This is a genomic window from Faecalicatena contorta, assembly GCF_001404335.1.
GTDB classification, from domain to species: Bacteria; Bacillota; Clostridia; order Lachnospirales; family Lachnospiraceae; genus Faecalicatena; species Faecalicatena contortus_B.
The window spans coordinates 41,109-64,935 of record NZ_CYZU01000027.1; the positions used below are offsets into that span (position 1 = coordinate 41,109).

The following is a 23,827-nucleotide window of genomic DNA, read 5'->3' on the forward strand; positions in this document are numbered from 1 at the left end:
CCTCATCCCGCACTTCCTTAAAGCACTTCACAATATAATCAATATCATCTTTCGTATGTCCCGCACTAACCTGTGTCCTGATCCGCGCCTTCCCCTTAGGCACAACCGGATAAGAAAATGCCACGACATAAATCCCTTTCTCCATCATCTTAGCAGCCATCTCCCCCGCCAGTTTCTCATCATAAAGCATCACCGGCACAATCGGATGCGTACTCTCGATAATATCGAACCCCGCCTCTGTCATCTCTTTTCTGTAATAGGCCGTGGTCTCTTCCAGGTGATCCCTCAGAGAAGTATCGCTCTCCAGTATCCGGAACACTTCCAGGCTGGCCCTGGCAATAGCCGGTGCAAGCGTATTCGAAAAAAGATAAGGGCGGCTGCGCTGGCGCAGTAGGTCTATGATCTCTTTTCTTCCGGTGGTATACCCGCCGGATGCTCCGCCCAAAGCCTTTCCAAGGGTCCCTGTGATCACATCCACTCTGCCTTCGGTTCCACAGTGTTGTGCTGTCCCGCGCCCTGTCCTGCCCACAAAACCGGCCGAATGGCTGTCATCCACCATTACAAGCGCCTGATATTCGTCCGCCAGATCGCAGATCCCCTTCAGGTCCGCGATGATACCATCCATAGAAAATACGCCGTCCGTGGCAATCAGTTTGATTCTTGCCCCCGCTTCATCCGCCGCTTTCAGCTGTTCCCGCAGGTCTTCCATATCGTTGTTCTTATACCGGAACCGTTTTGCCTTGCACAGACGCACGCCGTCGATGATACTGGCGTGGTTCAGCTCATCACTGATCACCGCGTCATCCGATGTCAGAATTGTTTCAAACAGCCCGCCGTTAGCATCAAAACAAGATGAATACAAAATTGTATCCTCCGTTCCGAAAAAGCGGCTGATGGCAGCCTCCAGTTCTTTGTGCACATCCTGCGTCCCGCAGATAAATCTTACAGAAGAAAGCCCATATCCCCTTTCCTCATAGGATTTGGCAGCAGCTGCCATGACCCTGGAGTCATTGGCAAGTCCAAGATAATTATTTGCACACATATTCAGAAGCTCCCGGCCGTCCTCCAGTTTTACTTTAGCCCCCTGCGGTGATGTGATCAGCTTTTCGCCCTTAAACAGGCCGGCTTCTTTTATAGCATCCACTTCTTTTTTATAGTATGCAAGAGCGTCCTCTCTTTTCATTTCAGTCTTCCTCCCAATATCAATATATTCTATACCGCTAAAACGTGTATAATCGTAACAGTTCATGCAAGAATGAACTGTTATTAAATGAGCATTCCCGCTTACCGGACAACCGGCAGGGCAAATGAATTGTCAGACACGCTCTAATACAAGGATGTCCAATCCAATACTACTTTGCCGGAATTTCCGCTGTTCATAACGGCAAATCCCTCTTCGTAGTCCTTAATATTGAACCTATGAGTAATAATTCGCTCAATATCCAGCCCGCTCTGAAGCATAGTATCCATCTTGTACCATGTCTCCCACATTTCTCTTCCGTAAATCCCCTTGATGGTCAGACCGTTGAAGATCACCTTGCTCCAGTCGATCCGGGCATTGGATTTCTGAAGTCCGAGAAGCGCAATCTTTCCGCCGTTTTTCATATTATTTACCATATCGTTAAAGCCGGCTTCATTTCCGGACATTTCCAGCCCCACATCGAAGCCTTCCTTCATCCCCAGCTCATACATCACGTCTTTCAGATTCACTTTTGCGATATTGACGGCACGGGTGGCCCCCATTTCCCTGGCAAGCGCAAGACGGTATTCATTCACATCCGTAATCACCACATACCTGGCCCCCACATGCTTACTGATCGCAGCCGCCATAATTCCGATGGGGCCCGCCCCTGTTATCAGGACATCTTCGCCGATTTCGTTAAAGGACAGGGCCGTATGCACCGCATTCCCCAGCGGATCAAAGCAGGAATACAATTCTTCTTTGATCTGAGGAGAACACTTCCACACATTCGTTGCAGGGATTACAAGATACTCCGCAAACGCCCCGTTCCGGTTTACTCCAACTCCCTGCGTGTTCCTGCAGAGGTGGGGAAGTCCTGCCAGGCAGTTCCTGCATTTGCCGCAGACAATGTGGCCCTCCCCGGATACCTTTTCTCCGACATAGAATCCCTCTACATTTTCACCGGTTTCAACAATCTCGCCGACATACTCATGTCCTGCCGTCAGGCCGATGGGGATTGTCTCCTGCGCCCATTTGTTCCAGTTGTATATATGTACATCCGTTCCGCAGATGGAAGTTTTCAGGATCTTGATCTTTACCTCGTTCTTACCGACCTGCGGAATCTCCACGCGTCTCATCCAAAGCCCCGGTTCCGGTTTCTCCTTCACCAGCGCCCACATTGTATTCTGCTCTGCCATACCAACCACTCCTTTTCACCTCTGCCCCGGAGAGTGTTTCAAATCTCAATGCAGCAACATCCAGTTTCCTGCACTTTACACAGCTCCCGGCAGTGTATTCTATACCTAATTCTGCAGCTATGCTGCAGGCCAGCCCGCAGGGCATGAATTACGAGGTGCCCTTTGGGTATACCTTATTCCGCAGCTTGCTGCGGATCCGCCCGCAGGGCATGTATTACGGAGTACCCTGCGGGTATACATAATGCTTCTGTCTCAGGCCCATGATCTTAATCTTCCCCCAAAGCCCGGATGGAAGCGGTTCCTTGATCATCTCTCTCTCCCGCCAGTTAAAAAGCCTTTCTTTTCTGCACTGATCCAGCCCGCCGGTCGCATATGGCCACTGGGGGATCATCTTTTCGAGCTCTTTTTCCGGATACCCCGGATCTATCATCCTGTTAATCAATAGGTTTGCAGCGACAATTTCAATTTTGTTCTCTCCCGCCTGTAACAATCCGGTAATATCCGTCTGATAAGGACGCTTGATCAGGGTATCTGCCAGTTGACCATTCACATAGATTTCGGCTGTTTCCCCAACATGCTCAAGCTGCAGCAGAATCCTGTCCTGACCCGAAAATTTCTCCCACTGACCTTCCTCAATCCGGAACTCTTTCACATATTTGCCGCTTCCGGAATAATACTTAAGCTCCGGCTCCTGTTCCCAGCTTTCCAGCTGGTCATAGCTTCTCTGTACAGATCTCTCCGGTACTTCCAACGTCCATCCGCAGGAAATATCCAGAAGTCCGCTCTCCTCAGGCTTCGTCTCAGTCAGAGGCTGTTCCATCCCGCTGCCAAATACAAAGATCAGGGATTGAAATGCTTCCAGATATAATTTAACTTCTATTCCGTCCACCTCTTCCGATACAGACCGTATCGCTTTTTCCTGACCGCTCATGGGATCAAATACGCAGAATCCGTTCCTCTTATTTGTAAATTTAATAGTTTCTTCATAACCTTTTTTATTGATATTAGATATAAAATAAATATCCTCCGTCTCTGTTCTGCGATGCACATATCCCACCATATCAGGGTGCATTCCGATCCTGACATCCGGTACTTTCACCCTGCGCAGTTCCGCGATGAGGCTGCCATATTTATCTTCCGTAACCACCACTCTGCCGCAGCTTTGCAGTTCATGTCCAATCTTCAGGACCTCTTCTGTATTTTCCTCGTACCCAATGCGTCCGCAGGATTTCTTCGGAAGCCGGCCTGCTGCAATCACCTTACCGCCATGCTCCGCGAATTCCCGGATTCTTCTCATTGTACTGATCGGAATTCTGTCACATTCTATAAGGAGCAGGGTGTCGTACAGATATGCATCCCAATGTTCCAATACATCGTCATTTACATAGTCAAACCAGTAGCCCGCTTTATGGACCGCATCTACACAGGCCGCATCCAGTCTCTCATCCAGCTTCATGCACATATGCGTATCCGCAAGGGGGGTCTCTGCCCAGATATCATGCTGGGGCAGATAGACCGCCGTCGTAACAACTGGCTCGCCGCGCTGCATGAAGTCACATACCCGGTTGATATAAACGCTGATATTTTTATAGTATTTCCACCATGTATTGGTATGGTTGATGTTGGTAGATGCATAAAAAGCCAGCATCTCATCACCGTCCGCCCGGCTATAGCTATAGCCGTGATTGACAATCTGGTTGATTCCATCCAGGAATATGCTGTCTGCGGCCGCCTTGATATTCTCAAGTGATACCACAAAGCGCGGAAAACGGAGCCATGTGAAGGATTCATTGGATATAACCGGCCTGTGATATACATGGCCTGCGGAAACAGCCAGCCTTCTGTGCACCGTATTGACTTCATATCTGTCAAAGGCCGAGAAGGTCTCTCCCTCCGGTATATCTGCCGCGCCATATGCCTGCAGGATATCCCCCCAGGTTCCATGCGCCTGGATTCTGGAGAGCGCGCCTTTCTCATGGCACCAATCCGTCAGTTCCCGGAAGAAATTCTCCACCGTCAGCTCTGCCATGGTCTTCTGAAAATCATATCTTACCTGCTCTGTCATCCCGCGGATTTCTCCCCAGAGCGCATAGATATACGGCCTGAGTTCATATCCGCGCCTCTTTTTGAATTCTTCATAGAGAATATCCGTCCAGTTATGCCCGAATACTTCGATGGAATCACAGAAAAAGTTCCCGATCTTCCCCTCTCCCACTGCTTCCACAATCGGGTCTCCGCCGTATTCCAAAAATGCCCGCAGAGACTCTTTTCTGTTGTGGTCAATAATCAGCCCGTCACCTCCGCGCAGGGGTTTGAGCACCCGCTGTTTCTTATCACTGGAAACAAACAGTACGATCTTATGCAGTCCTTCCGGCACCTGGATCTCGCCAATCTCTGTTCCCCAGGGCCAGTTAAACAGGTACTTATCCACCACCCGCTCCGTAATATCCACAATGGTTTCCGGAAGCATACGGGCTCCTTCCATCTTGCCAAGCACGGCCCCGACTACTTTTCCATAGATAACCGTAGTCAGATCTTTATAAAAGGTGCAAGGCCCTTCTACATCAATCGTAAACGGCAGAACGCTCTGTCCGCTTAACTCTTCCTTAAGGAACGGGCCTCCAAAAGGCCAGGACGAACCAAGGGTCAGATCAAACTGCATGTCTCGCTTTGCCGCCTCATCCGCCGCAAACCGTATCATATCCATAAATCCCGGCGACAGATATTCGTAATTATGTATGCCTTTCTCCTCATCATCCGGCTGCAGTGGATAAAGTATCTGAAGCTCCACTCCGCCAATCCGGGCCTCCTGCATCAGATCCAGTTCCCGTACAATTTCTTCTTTATCTGCCGCACAGCCGTACCACCACCATCGCGTCCTGCCCCTTGTCTCGCTGCGGGGATGGCACAGCTGGTCTCTAATCTCCTTTTTATTCAATGATTCAACCTCCCTGCCTGTTTCATAACTTCCTGCAGCCTGCTGATATAGTATCTGTAATGATCCAGAGAAGTAGAAGGCGCCACCTGATGGTCGGCCCCGGGTATATACCCGCCCTGCCTGATCACCGGCAGAATCCGTTCGAATTCCCTGTCTATTGCCTCCGGCCCTTCTGCAATGCAGAGCTTATTAAAACCGCCCACGAACTTCAGGTTTGGGAAGCTGCCGCGCACAGCAGCAATATCCATGCCCGCGTTCACATCCATGGGAAGAAATCCGTCTACACCTGCGTCAATGAATTCAGGAATCAGCTTCATAAAATCCCCGTCCGTATCCACAAACACATTGCCGCAGCCGTGTTTTTTCAACAAAGGAATTAATTTTCTGTAATAATTACCCACAAACTCCCTGAAACAGTCCGGCGATATCATCGGGCCGTTCTTCCCGCTCAGGTCTTCCTGAATATAGATCAGATCGGGCTGTATCACAGACAGCACTTTTGGAAGATATGTTTCATATATCTCCAGGGTAAAACTGTTAATTTCATGAATGAGTTCCGGTTCGTCATAAAAAGCATACAGATGCTCTTCCACGCCCAGCAGTTCCCGGGGTACCCAGAAAAAGCCCTCTATATTCATGCGCACAGAATAATCCCCGTCTTTATGCCCTTTCGCAAGGCTTCCATATACCTTGCCTATGTTTTCATCGGTAAACCAGCGCGCGACTTCTTTTTCAGAGGTCTCCCGAACCGCCTCCCAATCGCTTGAGGACGCAATCCGCAGTCCGGAATCACCGCCATGGGGAAGCAGAAACTTCGCCCGCCTGACCGGATCAAACCCGAGATAAGATTCGTACGCCAGCACCGGCTCTCCAAAACTCACTTTAAAATACTTTTCACAGGCTTCCTCTTCCTGCTGTATAAGCCCTTTCCAGATTGCTTCGGGAAGGCCCTCCCCGTGAAATCTGCCGACAGTCAGATCCCATGGATAGAATGTCTCCTCCACAGATCCGCGCCCCTGGGGCCGGCCGAAATTCAAAGTTGCCTGTTCTCTCTCTCGATTTGTCATAGATTCCCTCTCTAAATACCGTTACCTCGCCTGCAGCGCCTGCTCCAGATCCTCGATCAGCACATCTGCGCCTTCCAGCCCGCAATGAATGCGGATCAGACCGCTGTCATGTGCATGCAGATTTAAAAATTCCAATTCTTCCTGGCTGTAGTGCAGCAGAGGGCACAGCGCCAGACTCTCAAACCCGCCCCAGGAACATCCGATCTCAAATACCCTCAGACGGTTGACTGTCTCCGCCGCCTTTTCGGGCGCCTCCCTCAGTACAAAACTCATAAGGCCTGTGTGTCCCGTCTGCTGCCTTTGAATCAGTTCAGCCTGCGGATGCGACGCCAGTCCCGTATAATATACTTTTTCTACCTTCGGATGCTTCTCCAGATACTGAGCCACAGCCATGGCGGTCCTCTGGTGTTCTTCCACCCTCACCTGCAGAGTACGCAGCCCGCGAATCCCCAGCCACGCCTCCATCGGCCCGAGAATGCCCCCGAAAAGCGCTCTGACGGTTTCCTTCAGATATTTCCCCAAATTCTCATCTTTTACAACGAGGATACCTCCGATAATATCACTGTGCCCGCCAATGTATTTTGACATCGTATGCATCACGATATCAATGCCCATTGTCAGCGGTTTCTGAAACAGCGGCGTACAGAATGTATTATCAATATAAGTTCTGATTCCATGTGCCCTGGCGATTTCCGCCGTCTTCGCTATATCTGTTACCGTAAATACGAAGGTTGCCGGGCTTTCCAGCAGAATCATATCCGTATTGTCCTGAATCATCCCCTCCAGCACATCCATATCGGTTCCGTCCCAGTACGAAACCGACATGCCCATGCGCGGGATAAAATAGGTGTTCAGTATATTTTTTACCGGCTGGTAGACATCCCGCATACATATAATATGGCTGCCTGCACGGCACACGGCCAGGATTGCCGCCGATGCCGCCGCCATTCCGCTGGAAAATGCAATCCCTCTGCTGCCCTGCTCCAGGGCAGCCACCTTTTCTTCCAGGATGTTCACCGTTGGATTCGCCGCCCTGCCGTAAACATAGGCCTCGTTCTCCCCATGAGCCGCATAGGATTCCAGGCTGTCAAATATATGCAGAGAATTCATAAAGACCGGAGGAACCACCGCATTTAAATACTGGCTCTGGTCTTCCCCCAGATGTGTCACTGCCAATCTGTCTTCTCTCATAGATTCCACCTATTCTTTCACGGCTCCGGCCGTCATACCTTCCACAATAAATTTCTGCATGGCCGCAAACATGACCGCAGTAGGAAGCAGCGCCATAACACCGCCGGCCATCAAAAGGCCCCATTCTACATTGTATTTTCCGATCAACGTCTTCAATCCCACCGGAATCGTCCACATCTCCGGGGTGCTGATAAAGATAGAACCGGCAATCAGCTCGTTCCATGCTCCGATGAATCCGAATACAAATACGGACACAATTCCCGGGAACATGATTGGAAATACAATCTTAAACAGCGACTGCATCTTTGTGCATCCGTCTACTCTGGCGGCTTCCTCCAGGGTTACCGGTATCCGTTCAAAGAAACTCCGCATCGTAATGACACAGAACGGAAGATTCGCCGTCACGTAAAAGATAAACAATCCAATATGGGTATTGATCAGCCCCATCTTTGAGAAAATGATGTACAGCGGGATTATAACCAGAATCCCGGGGATCATCTGTGTTACCAGGAAAAAGAGGATGACTGTCTGTTTTCCTTTAAACTTATAACGAGCCAGTGAATATCCGCCCAACATGGAAAATACAGTTACGACCAGTGCGGAAGCCACAGATACCAGGAGGCTGTTTTTCAGCAGAACACCATAGTTAAACTGCTCAAACAGATCCGTATAGTTTTTCCACGTAAATGCCTTTGGAAAATAGGTGATGTTATTCAGGTCCAGTATTTCGCCGCTGGATTTAAAGGAGGTAACCACGATCCAGTAAATGGGCAGCACAACCAGTAAGAAGAAGAAAATTAAAATCAATACACGTATGGTTCCGCCAATTGCATTCTTTGTTTTTCTGCTCATTTAAAAATCACCTGCCTTATCATATTTGGTAACCTTGAGGAATACCATCGCATAGATTCCCAGTATCAGCATCAGAATCACACCCAGCGCCGCCGCAAATCCAAAGTCATAGGATCCAAACGCCTTTGAATACATGTACGCCGGAAGCGTCTGCGAGGTGTTTGCGGGTCCGCCGTCCGTGATAATCACCACCAGGTCCAGGGAATTGAAGATCCAGATCGTCCGCAAAAGAACCGTCGTAATCAGTGTCGGCTTTATGTATGGGAGCGTAATCTGGAAAAACTGCCGTATCGTCCCGCAGCCGTCTACATCCGCCGCCTCATATACATCGGAAGGGATCGACTGCAGCGCCGCCAGTATCATAATGGCAAAGAACGGAATTCCCATCCAGATCATGGCCATAATGACAACCGCCAATGAGAATCCCGGCGTGCCCAGCCATGCGATGTTATGATCGGTCAAGCCGAATTTCATAAGAAGGTTATTCACAACACCATATTCCCCATTAAAGGACCAGCGGAAGATCAGGCCGACTACAAACCCTGAAAAAGCCCAGGGAAGAAAAACGATGGACTGGTAAATCCCTCTGCCGCGGAACTGTTTTTTCAGCGCCAGCGCCAGCATCATCCCAAGCAGGAACTGCCCGAGAACGGATACAATCACATATATGAAGGAATTTTTCAGGATCATCATGCTGTCCGGATCACCAAACAACTTGGCAAAGTTCTCAAGCCCGTTAAACTGGATATCATTCGGCGCAGTCAGCTTATAATTTTGAAACGCCATAATAATACTGTTAATCAGCGGATAGCCAAACAGCAGAAGCAAAATAACTAGTACTGGAAGTAAAAATAACCACGGTTCCATTTTCTTTTTCATGCAGGTATCACTCTCCTTTGTCGGTTCGTTTTCATGTATGCCCCGATACTCCCGCTGCGAGGCGCAGCCCAAATGGTTTTAACTATGAAGCTAAAACAGGGGGATTAATGTTTTTAAGTTTCCACATTAAATCCCCCTTTTAACTCTTATCTGTAACAGTTCAGGCAGGCCTGAGCTGTTACTCATATCTCACTTTACGATTAATTATTTCCTTTCCAATGCCTACTGCATCGTCTTGGGTGATTCAATCGTAGATCCTTCATTATCTGCCAGGTATTGTTTCATTCTGGTTGTAAGCTCATCTCCGATGTGGTTCAGCACATCTTCTGCTGACTGCTGTCCAAGCAGGTACTTCTGCAGTTCAGTATGGAACATATCCTGGTGCAGGTCTGTATAGTTGAATGGGCCATACATCGGCGGAACTGTAAAGTTCGGGTCATTCAGCTCGTCTAAGAATACTGCATAAGGTCCGTCTTCACCATATGTATCATCGTCGCCGACATCATTTTTGATCGGAATCAGGCCGCCCATCTTGCAGTACTCAATGTTATTGTCAGGTCTAACCAAGAAATCAATCAGTTCCAGCGCCTCATCCGGATATTCAGAGGTCTTTGCAATCGTGTAGGAATATGGGCTTCCTGCTGTGTTCATCATCTTTCCGTCTACGGTTGATACCGGCATCGGAAGTACGCCCCACTGTTCCGGATCCATCTTCTCTTCACAAGCCATTGCCACTTCTGAGTCATTGGAAATTGTACCTGTCAGGCCGCCGGTAAAGTTATCGACCATCTCAACAAATCCCCAGTTAACAGAATCTTCCGGCACATAGCCGTCTGTATAGATCTCACACCATTTTTCTACTGCTTCTACGCATTCTGGTGTGTTCAGTATGAAGTTTCCTTCCTCATCGTATACATAACCGCCCGTAAATGACTGTAAGTAAGCAAGCAGCGGATCAAATGCGCCCCTGGCGCCTCTGAAAGAGTTGCCATAACGCTTCTGGTCTTTGTCCGTCAGAGCCTTGATCAGATCAAAATATGCATCGTATGTCCACTTATCCCCTGTTGGGATCTCATATCCAATCTCTTTTACCCAGTCTTTTCTGTAGAAGATACCCTTAACCATAAAACCATCCGGTACGGAGTATACATGTCCGTATCTCTCTTTTTCCTGCGCCCAGTTGATCTTCTGTACTGCCTCTACGAACTGGTCGCCGTTTTCCTCTACATAATCATCAATCGGAATTACCCAGTCAGCCTCGGTGAACTGTCCCAGCCAGAGCGGGTGTGTTGTAATAACATCCGGCAGCTGTCCGGATGTTCCAAGCACGGTCAGTTTATCTGCCGCATCATCCCACGGAACACTCTCATACTTAACCGTAATGCCTTTCTCCTCTTTGAACTTCTCAAATACGCCTTCGTAATACTTCTGACGCTGAGGGCTGGGGCTGACATCGATGAAACGCAGTGTTACTTCCGATTCTGTTTTTGCCGTATCTGAGTCGGTCTTTTCCTTCTTCTCGGATGAACCGCATCCTGCAAGCAGACCGCCTACCATTACCGCTGCCATGAGTGCCGCCAATAATCTCTTTTTCATACTTTCCTCTCCTTTTTCTGTTTTTTCAGACCACAATACCAAATGATCCGAACTCTTTTCCTTTTTTGTAACACTTCTCCCTTACCTGGTCCTGCCGGTCACTGGTGTGAGGTATTTCCGGTCTGACCACTTATGCAATTATACTAACATCTCACCAATTAATTGTCAATAAATTTGTAATTTTTATACTTTTTATCTAATTTATCCGCATCATTTTTGGTTATTTTTTATTACTCATCTTCTAAAATGCGCTTGACAACCCTGTTTAATTTTTATATTCTTAGCTTAATATACTTCCCCTTATCTGCTCTCACTTCTTAAGTTTTTTAGCACTGCTATTTTCCAAATTTCAGAAAGGAGCAGGCAATACACAGTTTTTACTGTCTATTGCTTAATAAAAGATGAGTAAAAAATACACTGCCACAAGGCGATGCTACCTGATTGACCATCATTCTCCGCAGCCCCCCGATGTTTTACTTAACCATCTGGATATCAAAGAATACGAGGATTTTTTTGAGACTGCACATATAGACTCTCTTATGGTATACTGCAAGGACCACTGGGGGGTAACTTATTATCCAAGTAATATCAAAGGAGCCCAGAAGCATCAAGGGATCAAAGGAGACTGGATCCGCGAGGTCAGTACTCTTTTGAAAGAAAAAGACATTGAATTTGTCGCCTACTATTGTATTGAATATGATGAGGGTGCTGCCCGAAGATTTCCAGAATGGCGTGTAAGGCAGCCGGACGGCTCTCCGCTGATCCGGGACGATGAATTCGCCAAATGGAGCCTCTGCTGCTATCAGACCGGGTACAGAGAATACTGCCTCGCGCAGCTGGAAGAAATCGTTAAAAATTACACACCGGACGCTCTGTTTCTCGATATTTTCGGCGCTTCACTCTGTTATTGTGATGCCTGCCGCAGTAAATTTGCTTCTGTTTACCACTATCCGCTTCCTGAAACCACCGAAGATATTCTGGCACACAAGGCCGATATCGTACAGTTTTTAAATCAAAACGCAAAAGATTTTCTGGAGGAACTAAAGCAGCGGGTTAAGGCCATTGATCCGGGACTTGCTGTTACGATCAATTTTTCCTGCCACTATCCGCAGGAAATCCGTGACATGCTGGACTATCAGTTTTCCGAGCCTCTGCTCAAGGACAACTGGTTTTCCTCCGCCTACGCGAGGGACACTGCCATCGGACAGTATCCGATCCTGGTGCCCGGGGAAGCGTCCCAGGTCTACAACTACAGTTCCGTTAACGAATACATCTGTGACCTTTCTTCGATCGCAGCCCAGGGCTGCCGCGTCGGAATGTACAGCGGCTCCCAGCACATTGACGGCACCCTGGATTTTGAGGAAGCCCGCCGCCTGGGAAAAGCATTTACCGAGATCGAAAAAATGGAGCCCTATCTGACGGGACGCAGCCCTGTTAAGTGTGCCGGCATCCTGCAGAGCGATCTGTCCATGACCGTGAACCTGCCCGCGCTTCATCCGGATGCCATTATCCGCATGAAGCGGCACAACCCGCACCAGAATGCCGTACTGGGTGCAATGCAGTTGTGCGAACATGCCAAGGTTCCCTACATGGTTCTGCCGGAGCGGACATTAACCCCGTCACTCCTGGCGCAGTACGATGTGCTTCTCTTGCCGGAAGTTTACGTCATAGAAGAAGACACCGCCGCACTGTTAAAAGAGTATGTGGCAAACGGCGGCCTTCTCATCAGTTCAGGCCAAAGCGGCCTCTGGAACGCCGATTCCACGAAGCGTCCCGCATCCTCCATCAGTGAGCTGTTTGGAACGGGAAATGCTGCTATTAATACCGAATATACCGCGAACCGCTGGTCCGCTTACCTGAAAAACACAGAAACCAGAAGTTTTTCGGGCCTGCTGTCCTGCACCACTCCACCGGTGAGCGAACACTTTATAGAAACAGAACCGGCTGCAGCAGCAGAGACACTTTTAACTTTCGTGCTCCCCTGTGTTGCCTGTGACGCAGAGCACTGGGTAAACTGGTGGAGCCCGCCGCCGGGAAAAGATGCAGGACTTCCGGCCCTGCTCTGCAACAGCATAGAGAAAGGCCGAACCTACTACATGGCCTTTGACTTTTTCACCATGGCATCCCTGGAGAGCTTCCAATATCCACATGAACTATTCCGGGATCTTCTGGAAATGGAAGAAATCACCCCCGCAGTCCGGAACCGAACTGACCTCCCCGAGGTCATAAGGACCGCTTATTTCGAGACCAAAGACAGCTGGATCATCCACCAGATTTCCATGGTTCCCAAGCGTTTCCACGGGGATGCCTATCCCTTAAGCGGAGGAACCCTTGAGATCACACAGCCTGTTGGACAGATCGAAATGGTATATCCTGAGACCCGGATTCTGGAAACAGAAAAACAGGATGGAAAAACAATCGTCAAACTTCCAGAATTCACCCTTCAGCAGATCATTATATGCGGGAAGGGGGGCAAAGGAGTGAGTGCGTAGGGGGGGACGCGAAATAAAGGGATGGCCGCAATCCTCCCAAGTGCACACATGCCGTTTTGATGCGCGGACACGGACCTAAGAAATTCTAGGAAGCCGCCAGCCAAAAAAGCAGGGCACATGCGGCACATCACGAGAAATCGGATGATTTCTCGCGCTGGGCCGCATGATTTTGTGATTTGGTGATCACAAAATCTCCCTGCTTTTTTGGCTGTCGGATTCCAAGAATTTCTAAGGTCCGCTTTAGCGCTTCAAAACGGCATGTGTGCACTTGGGAGGATTGCGGCCATCCCTTCATTTCGCTGGTGCATCCAGACGGCAGGGATAACTCGTTGCCCGGGGGGCTTCTTTACGGGGGCAGTGGATGGATTCGTTTTTTTGGAGCTGCGTAGCCCCGGTTGAAAAAAGATTCTCCCAACACGATCCCTGGCGCCCCTCCCCCTACCGGCTCGTTCCACCCAGGAGGCACCTAGCCTGTCGGGAACGGGACTTCTGCCGCGGCCCGGGAAACTTCTGTGTCCCTTTCCGGATGCATAGAGTGCGCCGTAGGCTCTCTTAATAAAAACTACATCCGATTGGGAGGCTAAATGCTGCTTCCGAAGCAGCATTTAAGGCGGCCTGAGCCGCGCAATTCATCAGAATTGCGGGGTGAATGCCGCCGGTGCCTCCCAATCGGATGTAGTTTTTATTTAGAGAGCCTAGGCAAACGTCCCGCAGCCGGAAAGGGACACAGAAGTTTCCCGGGCCGCGGCAGAAGTCCCGCGCCCGACAGGCGACCTCCCCCCTTAAACCGCCTTCTTCCGATACCTTAGCGGTGTTGTCCCCACGCATTGTTTGAAGTTTTGGATATAGATATTTACATTTTTATATCCCGTCATGTCTGCGATCTGGCCCACGGAATAGGCCGTTTCTTTTAACAGCCGCTTGGATTCATTGATACGGCAGCATTTCAGATACTCATAGGGGGATATCCCCGTTGCTTTCTTGAAGACTCTTATAAAATAATACTTGCTCATGGATACTTTATCTGCCAGTAGATCTACTGTCAGGTCTTCCTGATAATGTTCCTGTATATAATCGGTTATTTCCATAATCGCTTTTCTGTGAAGGATATATGCTTTATCCTGTTTGGGATTCAGCTGTTCTACCAGAAGTTCTGCAAAAATATTTTCCATGGTACTGGCTGTCCTGATGTCCGCGGATCCTCCGCTCTTGGCCGCCCAGCTCTTTAGTTCTTTCAGGAGTTCATTCATCCTGATGGGATCCGAAATATTCAGAAATACTGCTCCCTGGGTTCGCAGCATCTCATAGTATTTATCGGCGGAGCTGCCATAAAAATGGATATATTTGAATTCCCAATCCTCAGACTCTGTGCGGTAAAACTGATGTTCGCTGCAGCTGATCAGCGCCGCAGTATCCTTCGTCAGAAAATATTCCCGCTCCTGATATTCCAGATACCCCTGACCGGATAAAGTAAATAAAAGCAGATAGGTATCGAGCCCTTCTCTGTCGGTGTAGTATCCCGGATATGCATGGTAATGCCCCAGCGAATCCACATGAAAATTCAGGTTCTTTGCAATCGCGCCAGACGTATGCCTCACATCGTAGGAATCTCCCGACAATGCATAATGATATTGTAGTTTCATCCCGTCTCCTTTATAGCAATTTTCCTATATTTTAAAGCAACAATCCAAAACATTTCCTTTGTTATAGATGATATTATTATATAAAATGATAGTGCATAAATCAATTATTTTATAGGAGGTCATTATGAACAACCGTGAACGTCTGCACGCAATTATGAATTATGAAAAACCGGACCGCATGCCCGCTGTACACTTTGGATTTACGCCGGAGGTCGTTGAAAAATGGGTCCGGGAGGGACATGTCAGCAAAGACATACTGGATCTCGAAGAGTACTCCTTTGAGGCCGAGGCCATTCTCTCCGAAAAGCTGGGGTTTGATTTCGGATGGCATGCAAACCGTATAACCACGACGGAATTATTTCCTTTCTTTGAGGAAAAAGTAGTAGAACACCTGGACAATGGCTTTGACAAATATCTGAACTGTGACGGCGTCTATGTCCTCCAGAGAACCGGTGCAAAATCTATTCCCGCCGAAGTAGACCATCTCTTAACCGACAGAGACTCCTGGGAAAAACATTATCTTCCCAGGCTCACCTACACAGAGGAGCGATTTTCTCAGGCCGAATTAGAATATGCAAAGACAGAGCAGGCCAAGGGGCGCCCCATCGGTCTCCACTGCGGCAGCCTCTGCGGCCGGATCCGGGATTATCTTGGAATCGTAGGCCTCAGTTATCTGATGGCCGATGACGAAGAGCTGCTGGAGGAAATGTTCCGCACCGTGGGCGATCTCTGCTATCAGTCCGTAAAGCGTACACTGGAAACAGGCGTGCAGTTCGATTATGCACATTTCTGGGAAGATGTCTGCTACAAAAACGGCCCCCTGCTCTCTCCCATGATGTTTGAAGAATACACCGCCCCCTATTACAAAAAGATCACAGATCTTTTATACACGCATCATATCCGCATCGTCAGCGTAGACTGTGACGGCCTGGTAGATTCCCTCCTCCCCGCCTGGCTGGAAAACGGAGTCAACACCATGTTTCCCATCGAAGTAGGTACCTGGGACGCCAGCATATCCCCTTGGCGTGCCAAGTATGGAAAACAAGTGAAAGGAATCGGCGGTATGCGCAAACACCTCCTGTCCCTTGATTATGCCGCCATCGACGAAGAAATCCAAAGGCTAAAACCAATGGCAGAAGAATTGGGCTATATCCCCTGTCCGGATCACAGAATTCCCGAAGACGCAAAGTGGGAAATTGTACAGTACTACTGTGAGCGGGTGAAAGATATCGTTTAGGTGTGCTATAGAATCAGTAACAGAAAAAAATAGAGGGCAATATTTGATGACCGCATCAAATATTGCCCTCTATTTTTTTCTGTTACTGATTCTAAACACACAGTGCGGGTTCTGAAATAACATACACAGATCCGGCCGGAATCTGGTCTCCTTTTGCTCAGCGCCCCTCCCCCTACTCGATCCGCTTATAAATCTCCAAATCCAGTGCCACTATTTTATCGTATCGTTTCAGTGCTTCTTCCACGTTTCTTTCTTTCATCATCTGAACCATTTCCAGGTGGTAAGGGAACGTCTTTAGAAGGATCTGGAAGTAATCAAAGTCTTTTTCTTCAAAATATCCGTACAATTCATCATCAAAAGTCTCGTACATCTCGATCATATTACAGACCAGATTGGTCATCTCCTGGTTACCGTAGCACTCGAGAATATATCTGTGAAAATGATGGTCCATCTCTTTGGGCATGATTCCGGTGGACGCTATGGCATTCATTTGGACAGCCATATCTTCCAGCTGGTTCAGGCGCTCTTCTGATATGTTGGGAATCGCTTTCTCCAGGCTGTAACGCTCTAATACCGTCTTTACTTCAAACAATTCCAGAAAATTCTTTAAAGCCAGGTGGATGCTGAATTGTCTGCCTTCCACATAGTCTGTGACGAATGTCCCTTTTCCCACTTCCGCATGGACAATTCCCTGGTTCTCCAGCTCCCTGATCGCTTCGCGCAGGCTGGGACGGCTTACTTTCCATTCTGCCGCAAGCTTCCGCTCCCCGGGCAGTTTGTCTCCGGGACGCAGGTTCTCATCTTTTATATATTGATAAATTTTATCTGACAATTTAGAATATAGTAATCTTTTGTTTTCTGTTTCTCTATTGTAATCCATATTGCTCCTTACCGGTCTGACCGCTTTTTATTTGATTATAAGTCAGCATCGGAGCCGAGTCAAGTCATATTCATTTAAATTCTTTTGGTATATCCCGCCAAATATCAGTTTGGCAGGACGGGAGAAAAGCCTGATACTGCAAAAAAGATTTATGACAATGAAAGGGCAGTGCCGGTTCATTGTAGATTGCCGCGGCACTGCCATATAGGGAAAAGAATTTGTCTCTGTTCAGAACCAGGAACGGTTCCATGAATTTTCCTTTTACTCAATTAATAATACACTTTACCGCATAGGATTCCAATATATCCGCAATGCAGCGCATTTCTTCATCCCCCGGCGCCTGCACATCCGGAAGAAGATACGTACTTCCCAGCCGTTCATGTTTCGACGAGCCCAGTTTATGATATGGCAGAATATTCACCCGGCTGAAGCCATTATCCCTGCAGAACTTTCCTATTGCATGAACATTGTCCTCACAGTCCGTACAGCCTGGTATGATCGGATAGCGGAGACATGCCTTTTCCGGACAGGTATGCCCGATGAAACGGAGATTCTCCAGGATCTGCTTATTGCTGACTCCGGTCATCTCTATATGTTTCTGCTCGTCTATAATTTTAATATCTGTCAGATACAGATCAATATACGGCATGACTAGTTCCAGGTTCCGGCACGGCACACACAGTTCGGACTCAAGAGCCGTATTGATTCCTTCATTCTTGCAGCGCCGCAGAAGTTCTGTCACAAATTCGGGATAGATCAGAGGATCCCCTCCGGATAGTGTAATTCCGCCTTTTCCCGCATAGTAAGAAGCGTCTCTGTGTACCTTTTCCATAATGTCATCAACCGTCATCCATTTTCCGGTAATCTCCAGAGCATTCTGAAGGCACATTTCCACACAGTTATGCGTCTTACATTTATCGCATTTTTCCCTGTCATGACGGACAAAACCATATTTTTCGATGTCTTCAGGCGTCTTATATGCCGTAACTGCATCATGGGGGCATACTTTTGCGCAGAACATGCATCCTGCACATTTCATCTTTGTGTAGAATAATTGCGGTACTGCCTTCTGCCCCTCCGGATTGGCACACCACAGGCAGGTGAGCGGACATCCCTTAAAGAAAATATTAGTTCGGATTCCCGGTCCATCATGGGTCGAAAAGCTCTGAATATCAAAAACCAATGCCTTCATCTCATCTTTATTTTCCATATCTATACATACCATCCTGCTATCCTCTTTCGAGTCCGGCGGACGGCTCTCCTTTCTACCAGCTTAGTACAAAATTTTCAAATTATAAACCAGAGCGTCTAAAGTTGAGCAGGTTATTCACGTTAAGTATTCTTTTTTATTAAAATCATGCTCTAAGCCGCGCCGCAGGGGGGGCATCGGGGAATCCGAATTCCCCGCCCCTGCTGTCTAATCCCAGGAATCTAATTGTCTACTTATCGCCCCACACCTCTTCACTCGACGGCTGTTTTGCTATATTAACAAATACACACGCTACAAGGTAGAATATTACGGAAATCCAGATCGCTACAAAGTAGCTTCCTGTCGCATCACGAAGGGCGCCTGCAACGTAAGGACCCATGCCTGCTCCGCCTGCCATTCCGACCAGTGAGATAAGCCCCCAAGCAGGCGGCATCTCTTTTCGGCCAAGGATAACTCCGACGTAGCCTGCTACTGTCGGAATGTACATTCCATATACAAGACCGAAGAGAATTGCATAGGCCAGGAACGCCCAGTGACTTTGTCCGCCATTTGCAGTAAGCCTGACTCCATAATTCAGCCACAGCGCCATAATTGCACATCCGACATAGGAGAATGTAAGAACTCTCTTACGCGCCTTAACCGGATCACTCATCTTCTTCGTCAGTTTATCAACATAACCGCCTACCACTACTGCTGAGATAATGAACATCAGACCGATGATGCAGTATATATAGGTTGCAGAAAGTTTATCATAACCAAGGTCCCTTGTAACATAGTTAATAGAATGTGAAAATACGATAAATTCAGCAAAGTTAGAGAAGAACCATAACAATGCAAGTGTCCAGAAAGATTTGTGTTTTACTGCCCATTTAAATGGGACATAGAACTCTTCTTTTTTCTTGCCGGTATCTGCTTTTGCCATCTTTGCCATGAAGTTGTCATATCCCAGCGGTTTCTGGCCAAAGGCCTCTGGTTTACTCTTGGTAAACTGTGCCGCAATTGTAATACCTATCATCAGGACAATACCGAATACTCTCATCATGATCTGCCATGAAGCCGTTGAAATCAGAATCATGGACAGAAGAGGCCCGATACTCATGGCAACACCGGCAGCGGCTGTTGTAAGGCCCATTGCAAGACCTAACTTATCCATGAACCACTGACGAACCATAGAGGTAATAGGAGCCCAGAACGCACCAGAACCGATACCGGCAATTACACCGTAGAATAACCAGTACTGCCATGGCTCTTTTGCGAAACTGCAAAGGAATAAACCAACTCCCATGATAATACCATGCATCGTGTAGGTAACACGGCAGCCAAGCTTATCAATATATGTCCCAACGAAAAAAGCAAAGAGCCCGTACATCACCATGAAGATTGAACTGCCTGCTGAAACAGCAGCGGTTGACCAGCCGGTTGCTTCAACCATTCCATTGATTAACGTTGCAAATGAACCGCGAATTGTCATATGGAACAATACAATCACAAATGCCGCCCCCGTCACTGACCAGCCAGAGAATTTTACACTTTTTTCACTCATTTTCATTCCTCCTCACCGATATTTTAAAGAGGAGGAGAAACCACTCCCCTCCTCCAGGCTGAAAGACTTATCTAAATTAGCTGATGAATCATCTGGTTTATACCTGATTGTATTCCGTACGGGCAATAACTTCATCCTGAATAGGTTTCCCAAGCTCGCACCAATAAGCACTGAATCCGGCAACACGAACCATCAGTTCACGGTAGTTTTCGGGATGCTTCTGGGCATCGCGGAGCATATTCGAGTCAACGATATTGAACTGTACGTGATAGCCGCCATTATTGAAGTATGATTTAATAAAGTCTACAAAGTTTCGGCTTCCTTCGTCCCCGCGGATCGCATTCGGATGAATCTTCATGTTGAGCTGAACACTGCGATACTCTGTAGGATCCAGTTTCACTCCGGAATTGAGAAGCGCTATCGGCCCGTTTGTATCTGTTCCGGGCGATGCGGAGAGAATACCATCACAAAGAGTAACTCCTGACAGACGGCCATCTGCCGTAGCCCCGGTAACCCTGCCATGAGGCCCATGAGCAGATATAGATAATGCCGCCGTCAGCCAACGATATCCAAGATATGTAATCTCTGATGCACAGACTCTGTCATAGTCGTGCCACAGATCTACAAAGATATTGTCTACATAATCATCATCATTGCCGAACTTCGGCGCCTCCAGGATATCCTTATGGATCTTCGCATATTTCATGTGTAATGAAGGTTCGATTTCCTGATTAAGCATAGAGAAGTTACCTGCAACAGCACCAACCTTATAACCAAAATTGTTGTCAATCGCCTCTTTAAATTCTTCAAATGTATATTTCTTTTCATCCCAGATCAGCTTCTTCATTGCCGCAAGACCATTGCAGACATTTACTGTTCCGGAATCAAGCAGTGTGACTGACTTATTGTAACGGCATCCATTGTCGTCCTGCGGACGTCCAACCGCTACACAGTCATGCATCAGTACAGAACCTGCGATCTTCGGATGAATCCCGCGGCAGATACCGATTACGAAATCCCAGTAACGCATGTAAACTCTCATATAATGCTCACGGATCATAATAAAGTTATCCCAGACATCCTGATAACAGGTGATCGGTTTACAGCCTGTGAAACAGACTTCGCCGGTTCTCGGGTCAACCCCATTATTTAATGCCAGTTCGAATGTTTTTCCTTCATTATAGAATGCAGGATGGTTAATGCCATGTGTGGTACCCTGCATACCAATCTCAACACATCCGGCAATACTAACGTCTCGTGCATCCTCCAGCGTAATGTTCTCCTCCGCATGGCACCAGAGAAGGTGCTGAACCTGCATATCATAATTGAACCATGCGGGATATCCGCACCCGGCCTTCGTTGTCTCTGCCGCTTTCAAAAGCAGATGTTCCGAAGTCTTGGAGCTTACGAGAATACCCAGGGTCGGCTGCGGTGTCGGAATATTCACCCCTGCCTCAAGAATCATATCCTCTAATTCATTATCAATACACTGTCCAGTCTTCGGATCCAGTCCGCCTACCGTCATATGCTGGAAGGAATTGGAGGATGCCATAGCAGCCCATGCTGATGGCGTGATATATTCTTCCGAACTGAACTTAATTCTCATGATTTCCCAAAGCTCAAGAGCCTCTTCTTTTGTGATGCGTCCTGCTTCAAGATCTGCCGCATATAACGGATATAATAGCTTCCCCCAGTGAGCCGGTGACAGTCCAAGAGAAATGGAATCGTTCCAAACCATCAGATGTCCGAGCCATGCAGCCTGCAGCCCTTCTCTAAATGTACGGGCCGGTTTGGCCGGAGCCCATTCAAGACCTTCCGCCATCAGAAGCAGCTCGCTCTTACGGGGCTCAGCTGCAGTCTCCGCCTGGCGGCGTGCGTCCTCGGCATAATGTTTTGCCCATGTAATGATTGCCTCACAAGTATAAATACAAGCCTGCCAGAAATAGATTTTCTCTGCTCCCTCTTTTTTGATCGGCTGTTCTTCTTCCAGATGACGCTTACATTCAGCAATCACATCTTCCAGGCCGCGCTCAACGATAATGTCATATGCCGGTGTCCAGCGTCCGTCACATCCGGATGCAAGACCGGAGCCAGGGAATATCCCCACTTTCTGTGCCAGTTTCAAATCTTTATAATATGGGAAGGATTCTTCCATTACTTTCTCAGATACATCTTCTATAGAACGTGTGCTCCAATACTCGAGGCACTCTTTCATCGGCGCTACTTCTTCTTCACGGATAGAGAACAACTGACCCAGTTTGATCCAGCCCTCTTCTTTGATATTGTGAGCCTCATCATCACCGCTCACAGAAAAGAGTTTTGCTTCCTCATCTTCCGCCATATTCAGGAAATCAATCATAAATTTTGTAGAGAACTGAGGATACATCGTTGCACCACGCGTAAAACGTGTCTTTGAGCCAACGATTACTTCGTCTTCTTTTACGGTAGCGTCCATATTCTCAATCATATACTTATATGAAAGACCTCTGCGGATATACAGCGGCATGCCGTCATACTTTTTCCACGCTTCGGTATATAACAATGGCATCTGTCCGTCAAAACGGCATTTTGAATTCAGAAAATGGTCGAACAGCCTCTGTGTACGATCAGTAGACGGCTTTCCTACCACTTCTTTTTGGACAAAGTCCGTCAATTCCCTATCTGCATTTGCTGTAGGCGGCCATGCTACCGTTTTCCCCGTTTCCAGCATTTCAAGAACGCGAGATTTTGTTTTTTCCATACTTTGTAATACCTCCTCTTATTTTCTCTTTTTTTCACTCGAAAGTCCGGATTCTTTCTATGCGATAATCTATATTTTCAGTATAATTCAAAATAATATATTTGAAAATTAGGATATTTACCTATTTTTTTCTGATAACTTCCACAAATAGTCTTATTTATCTATGCTTTTTCTCTATATAGCTATAATGTGCTATTCCCCTCCTGTATCTGGTCAAAAGTATTAGATTTAGCCCAATCTAATACTTATTTCTAATTTTTTTTTAACCGTATCTATGGTATTGTATGATTGATGGAGTATTGATCCAAAGACGTAATGTTTTTCCTGAACCCCTGAATTTTCCGGATTAAAGACATGAAACAGCACAGGCAAGCATTACGGATTGCTTTTACTCTGAAGATCCCGTAAACGACTCATTTTGAAAGAGGAGGACTCCCAATGACACCCAAACAGACAAGTTTTGCATACGCCCTGGCAAAAATACAACAGCTGCAGGATATGTATTCCAAATACTTTCAGGTGTCGATCACCATTTACAATGTGGATAACCAGCCTGTCACAATTCCCTCCAACCAGATCCCTTTCTGCAACAGTAAACTCACGGATACCGACAGCGTATGTCAAGTTTTTTCCAAACGGCTGACACAGCGGCCTCCCGAAGCATTAACCGTTACCACCTGTCCTTATCAGTGTTTTTATGCGATTGCCCCTCTGGGTCTTCCACTGGACATCTCCGATACGGATAACGCAAATTTTTACATTATCATTACACAGCCGCAGCATCAGAATACGGAAGCACTTTTTACTTCATTTCATGATATCGAATCCTTCTCTTCCGATCCGGAAACCACCGATTTCTACGAGCTTTCCAATCTGATCGTGTCCGGTTTTGATATCATATTCTCCCTGATGTCTTCCAACGACCTGGCACTGACATTCCACAAAAAGGACAAAATCAAGATTAATAAAGAAGCTCTCAGTGAACTGACTTCCCGGGAACAGGAAATTATCCATCTTGTAAGTATCGGTATGTCTAACCAGCAGATCGCGGGCCATCTGCAGATCAGTGAGCATACGGTAAAAGCACATATTAGCAACATTCTAAAAAAACTGAGTCTCAGTAACCGAACACAGCTCGCAGTTTACGAAATGCTGAATTAGCTGCCCTGTCGGAAAGAGA

General features: G+C 47.5%; 16 protein-coding genes. 3 read left to right on the top strand and 13 right to left on the bottom strand.

Annotated elements, in window-relative coordinates:
* The 8 genes from ARB69_RS14260 to ARB69_RS14295 form a co-directional block, all read right to left on the bottom strand.
* Window positions 1-1,183: glycine C-acetyltransferase (locus ARB69_RS14260; RefSeq protein WP_055153841.1), on the bottom strand; the 1,183-nt coding region annotated here is incomplete at its 3' end.
* 143 nt (window positions 1,184-1,326) lie between these two features.
* Window positions 1,327-2,379: an L-threonine 3-dehydrogenase gene (tdh, locus tag ARB69_RS14265; RefSeq protein WP_055153843.1), complete on the bottom strand. Its 1,053-nt coding sequence runs from the start codon at window positions 2,377-2,379 to the stop codon at window positions 1,327-1,329.
* A gap of 214 nt (window positions 2,380-2,593) precedes the next feature.
* The gene (locus tag ARB69_RS14270) at window positions 2,594-5,317 is read right to left on the bottom strand and encodes a glycosyl hydrolase (RefSeq protein ID WP_242843869.1); all 2,724 of its coding nucleotides are present in this window, start codon (window positions 5,315-5,317) and stop codon (window positions 2,594-2,596) included.
* On the bottom strand, window positions 5,314-6,384 hold the full coding sequence (locus ARB69_RS14275; RefSeq protein WP_050641432.1) for a uroporphyrinogen decarboxylase family protein: 1,071 nt from the start codon (window positions 6,382-6,384) through the stop codon (window positions 5,314-5,316). Before ARB69_RS14275 ends, ARB69_RS14270 begins: the two co-directional genes overlap by 4 nt.
* A gap of 21 nt (window positions 6,385-6,405) precedes the next feature.
* Entirely contained in the window at window positions 6,406-7,575 is a 1,170-nt protein-coding gene (locus ARB69_RS14280; RefSeq protein ID WP_050641433.1) for a trans-sulfuration enzyme family protein, read from the bottom strand.
* Between the two features lie 9 nt (window positions 7,576-7,584).
* The gene (locus ARB69_RS14285; protein WP_050641434.1) at window positions 7,585-8,427 is read right to left on the bottom strand and encodes a carbohydrate ABC transporter permease; all 843 of its coding nucleotides are present in this window, start codon (window positions 8,425-8,427) and stop codon (window positions 7,585-7,587) included.
* On the bottom strand, window positions 8,428-9,306 hold the full coding sequence (locus ARB69_RS14290) for a carbohydrate ABC transporter permease (RefSeq protein WP_050641435.1): 879 nt from the start codon (window positions 9,304-9,306) through the stop codon (window positions 8,428-8,430). It abuts the gene before it with no gap.
* A gap of 222 nt (window positions 9,307-9,528) precedes the next feature.
* A complete protein-coding gene (locus ARB69_RS14295) occupies window positions 9,529-10,902 on the bottom strand; it encodes an ABC transporter substrate-binding protein (RefSeq protein WP_050641436.1) in 1,374 nt (457 codons plus the stop codon).
* Window positions 10,903-11,303: 401 nt separating this feature from the next.
* Between ARB69_RS14295 and ARB69_RS14300 the strand changes: the two genes are divergently transcribed.
* Entirely contained in the window at window positions 11,304-13,394 is a 2,091-nt protein-coding gene (locus ARB69_RS14300; protein WP_050641437.1) for an alpha-amylase family protein, read from the top strand.
* 782 nt (window positions 13,395-14,176) lie between these two features.
* Here the strand turns inward: ARB69_RS14300 and ARB69_RS14310 are convergent.
* Entirely contained in the window at window positions 14,177-15,037 is an 861-nt protein-coding gene (locus ARB69_RS14310) for an AraC family transcriptional regulator (RefSeq protein ID WP_050641438.1), read from the bottom strand.
* A gap of 124 nt (window positions 15,038-15,161) precedes the next feature.
* Between ARB69_RS14310 and ARB69_RS14315 the strand changes: the two genes are divergently transcribed.
* Complete coding sequence (locus ARB69_RS14315) at window positions 15,162-16,274, top strand: uroporphyrinogen decarboxylase family protein (RefSeq protein ID WP_055153847.1); 1,113 nt, start codon at window positions 15,162-15,164, stop codon at window positions 16,272-16,274.
* A 172-nt stretch (window positions 16,275-16,446) separates the two neighbouring features.
* Here the strand turns inward: ARB69_RS14315 and ARB69_RS14320 are convergent, their stop codons facing one another.
* From ARB69_RS14320 to ARB69_RS14340, 4 genes are all read right to left on the bottom strand, one after another.
* Window positions 16,447-17,154 carry a FadR/GntR family transcriptional regulator gene (locus ARB69_RS14320; protein WP_050641440.1) on the bottom strand — a complete coding sequence of 236 codons (708 nt, stop codon included), beginning with the start codon at window positions 17,152-17,154 and terminating at the stop codon, window positions 16,447-16,449.
* 265 nt (window positions 17,155-17,419) lie between these two features.
* Window positions 17,420-18,379, bottom strand: coding sequence for an indoleacetate decarboxylase activase (locus tag ARB69_RS14330; protein WP_242857606.1), 960 nt, complete (start codon window positions 18,377-18,379; stop codon window positions 17,420-17,422).
* Between the two features lie 214 nt (window positions 18,380-18,593).
* Entirely contained in the window at window positions 18,594-19,907 is a 1,314-nt protein-coding gene (locus ARB69_RS14335) for an MFS transporter (protein ID WP_242843871.1), read from the bottom strand.
* Window positions 19,908-20,004: 97 nt separating this feature from the next.
* The gene (locus tag ARB69_RS14340) at window positions 20,005-22,647 is read right to left on the bottom strand and encodes an indoleacetate decarboxylase (protein ID WP_055153851.1); all 2,643 of its coding nucleotides are present in this window, start codon (window positions 22,645-22,647) and stop codon (window positions 20,005-20,007) included.
* A gap of 438 nt (window positions 22,648-23,085) precedes the next feature.
* Between ARB69_RS14340 and ARB69_RS14345 the strand changes: the two genes are divergently transcribed.
* Window positions 23,086-23,808 carry a LuxR C-terminal-related transcriptional regulator gene (locus ARB69_RS14345; RefSeq protein WP_050641443.1) on the top strand — a complete coding sequence of 241 codons (723 nt, stop codon included), beginning with the start codon at window positions 23,086-23,088 and terminating at the stop codon, window positions 23,806-23,808.
* The last annotated feature ends 19 nt before the right edge of the window (window positions 23,809-23,827 follow it).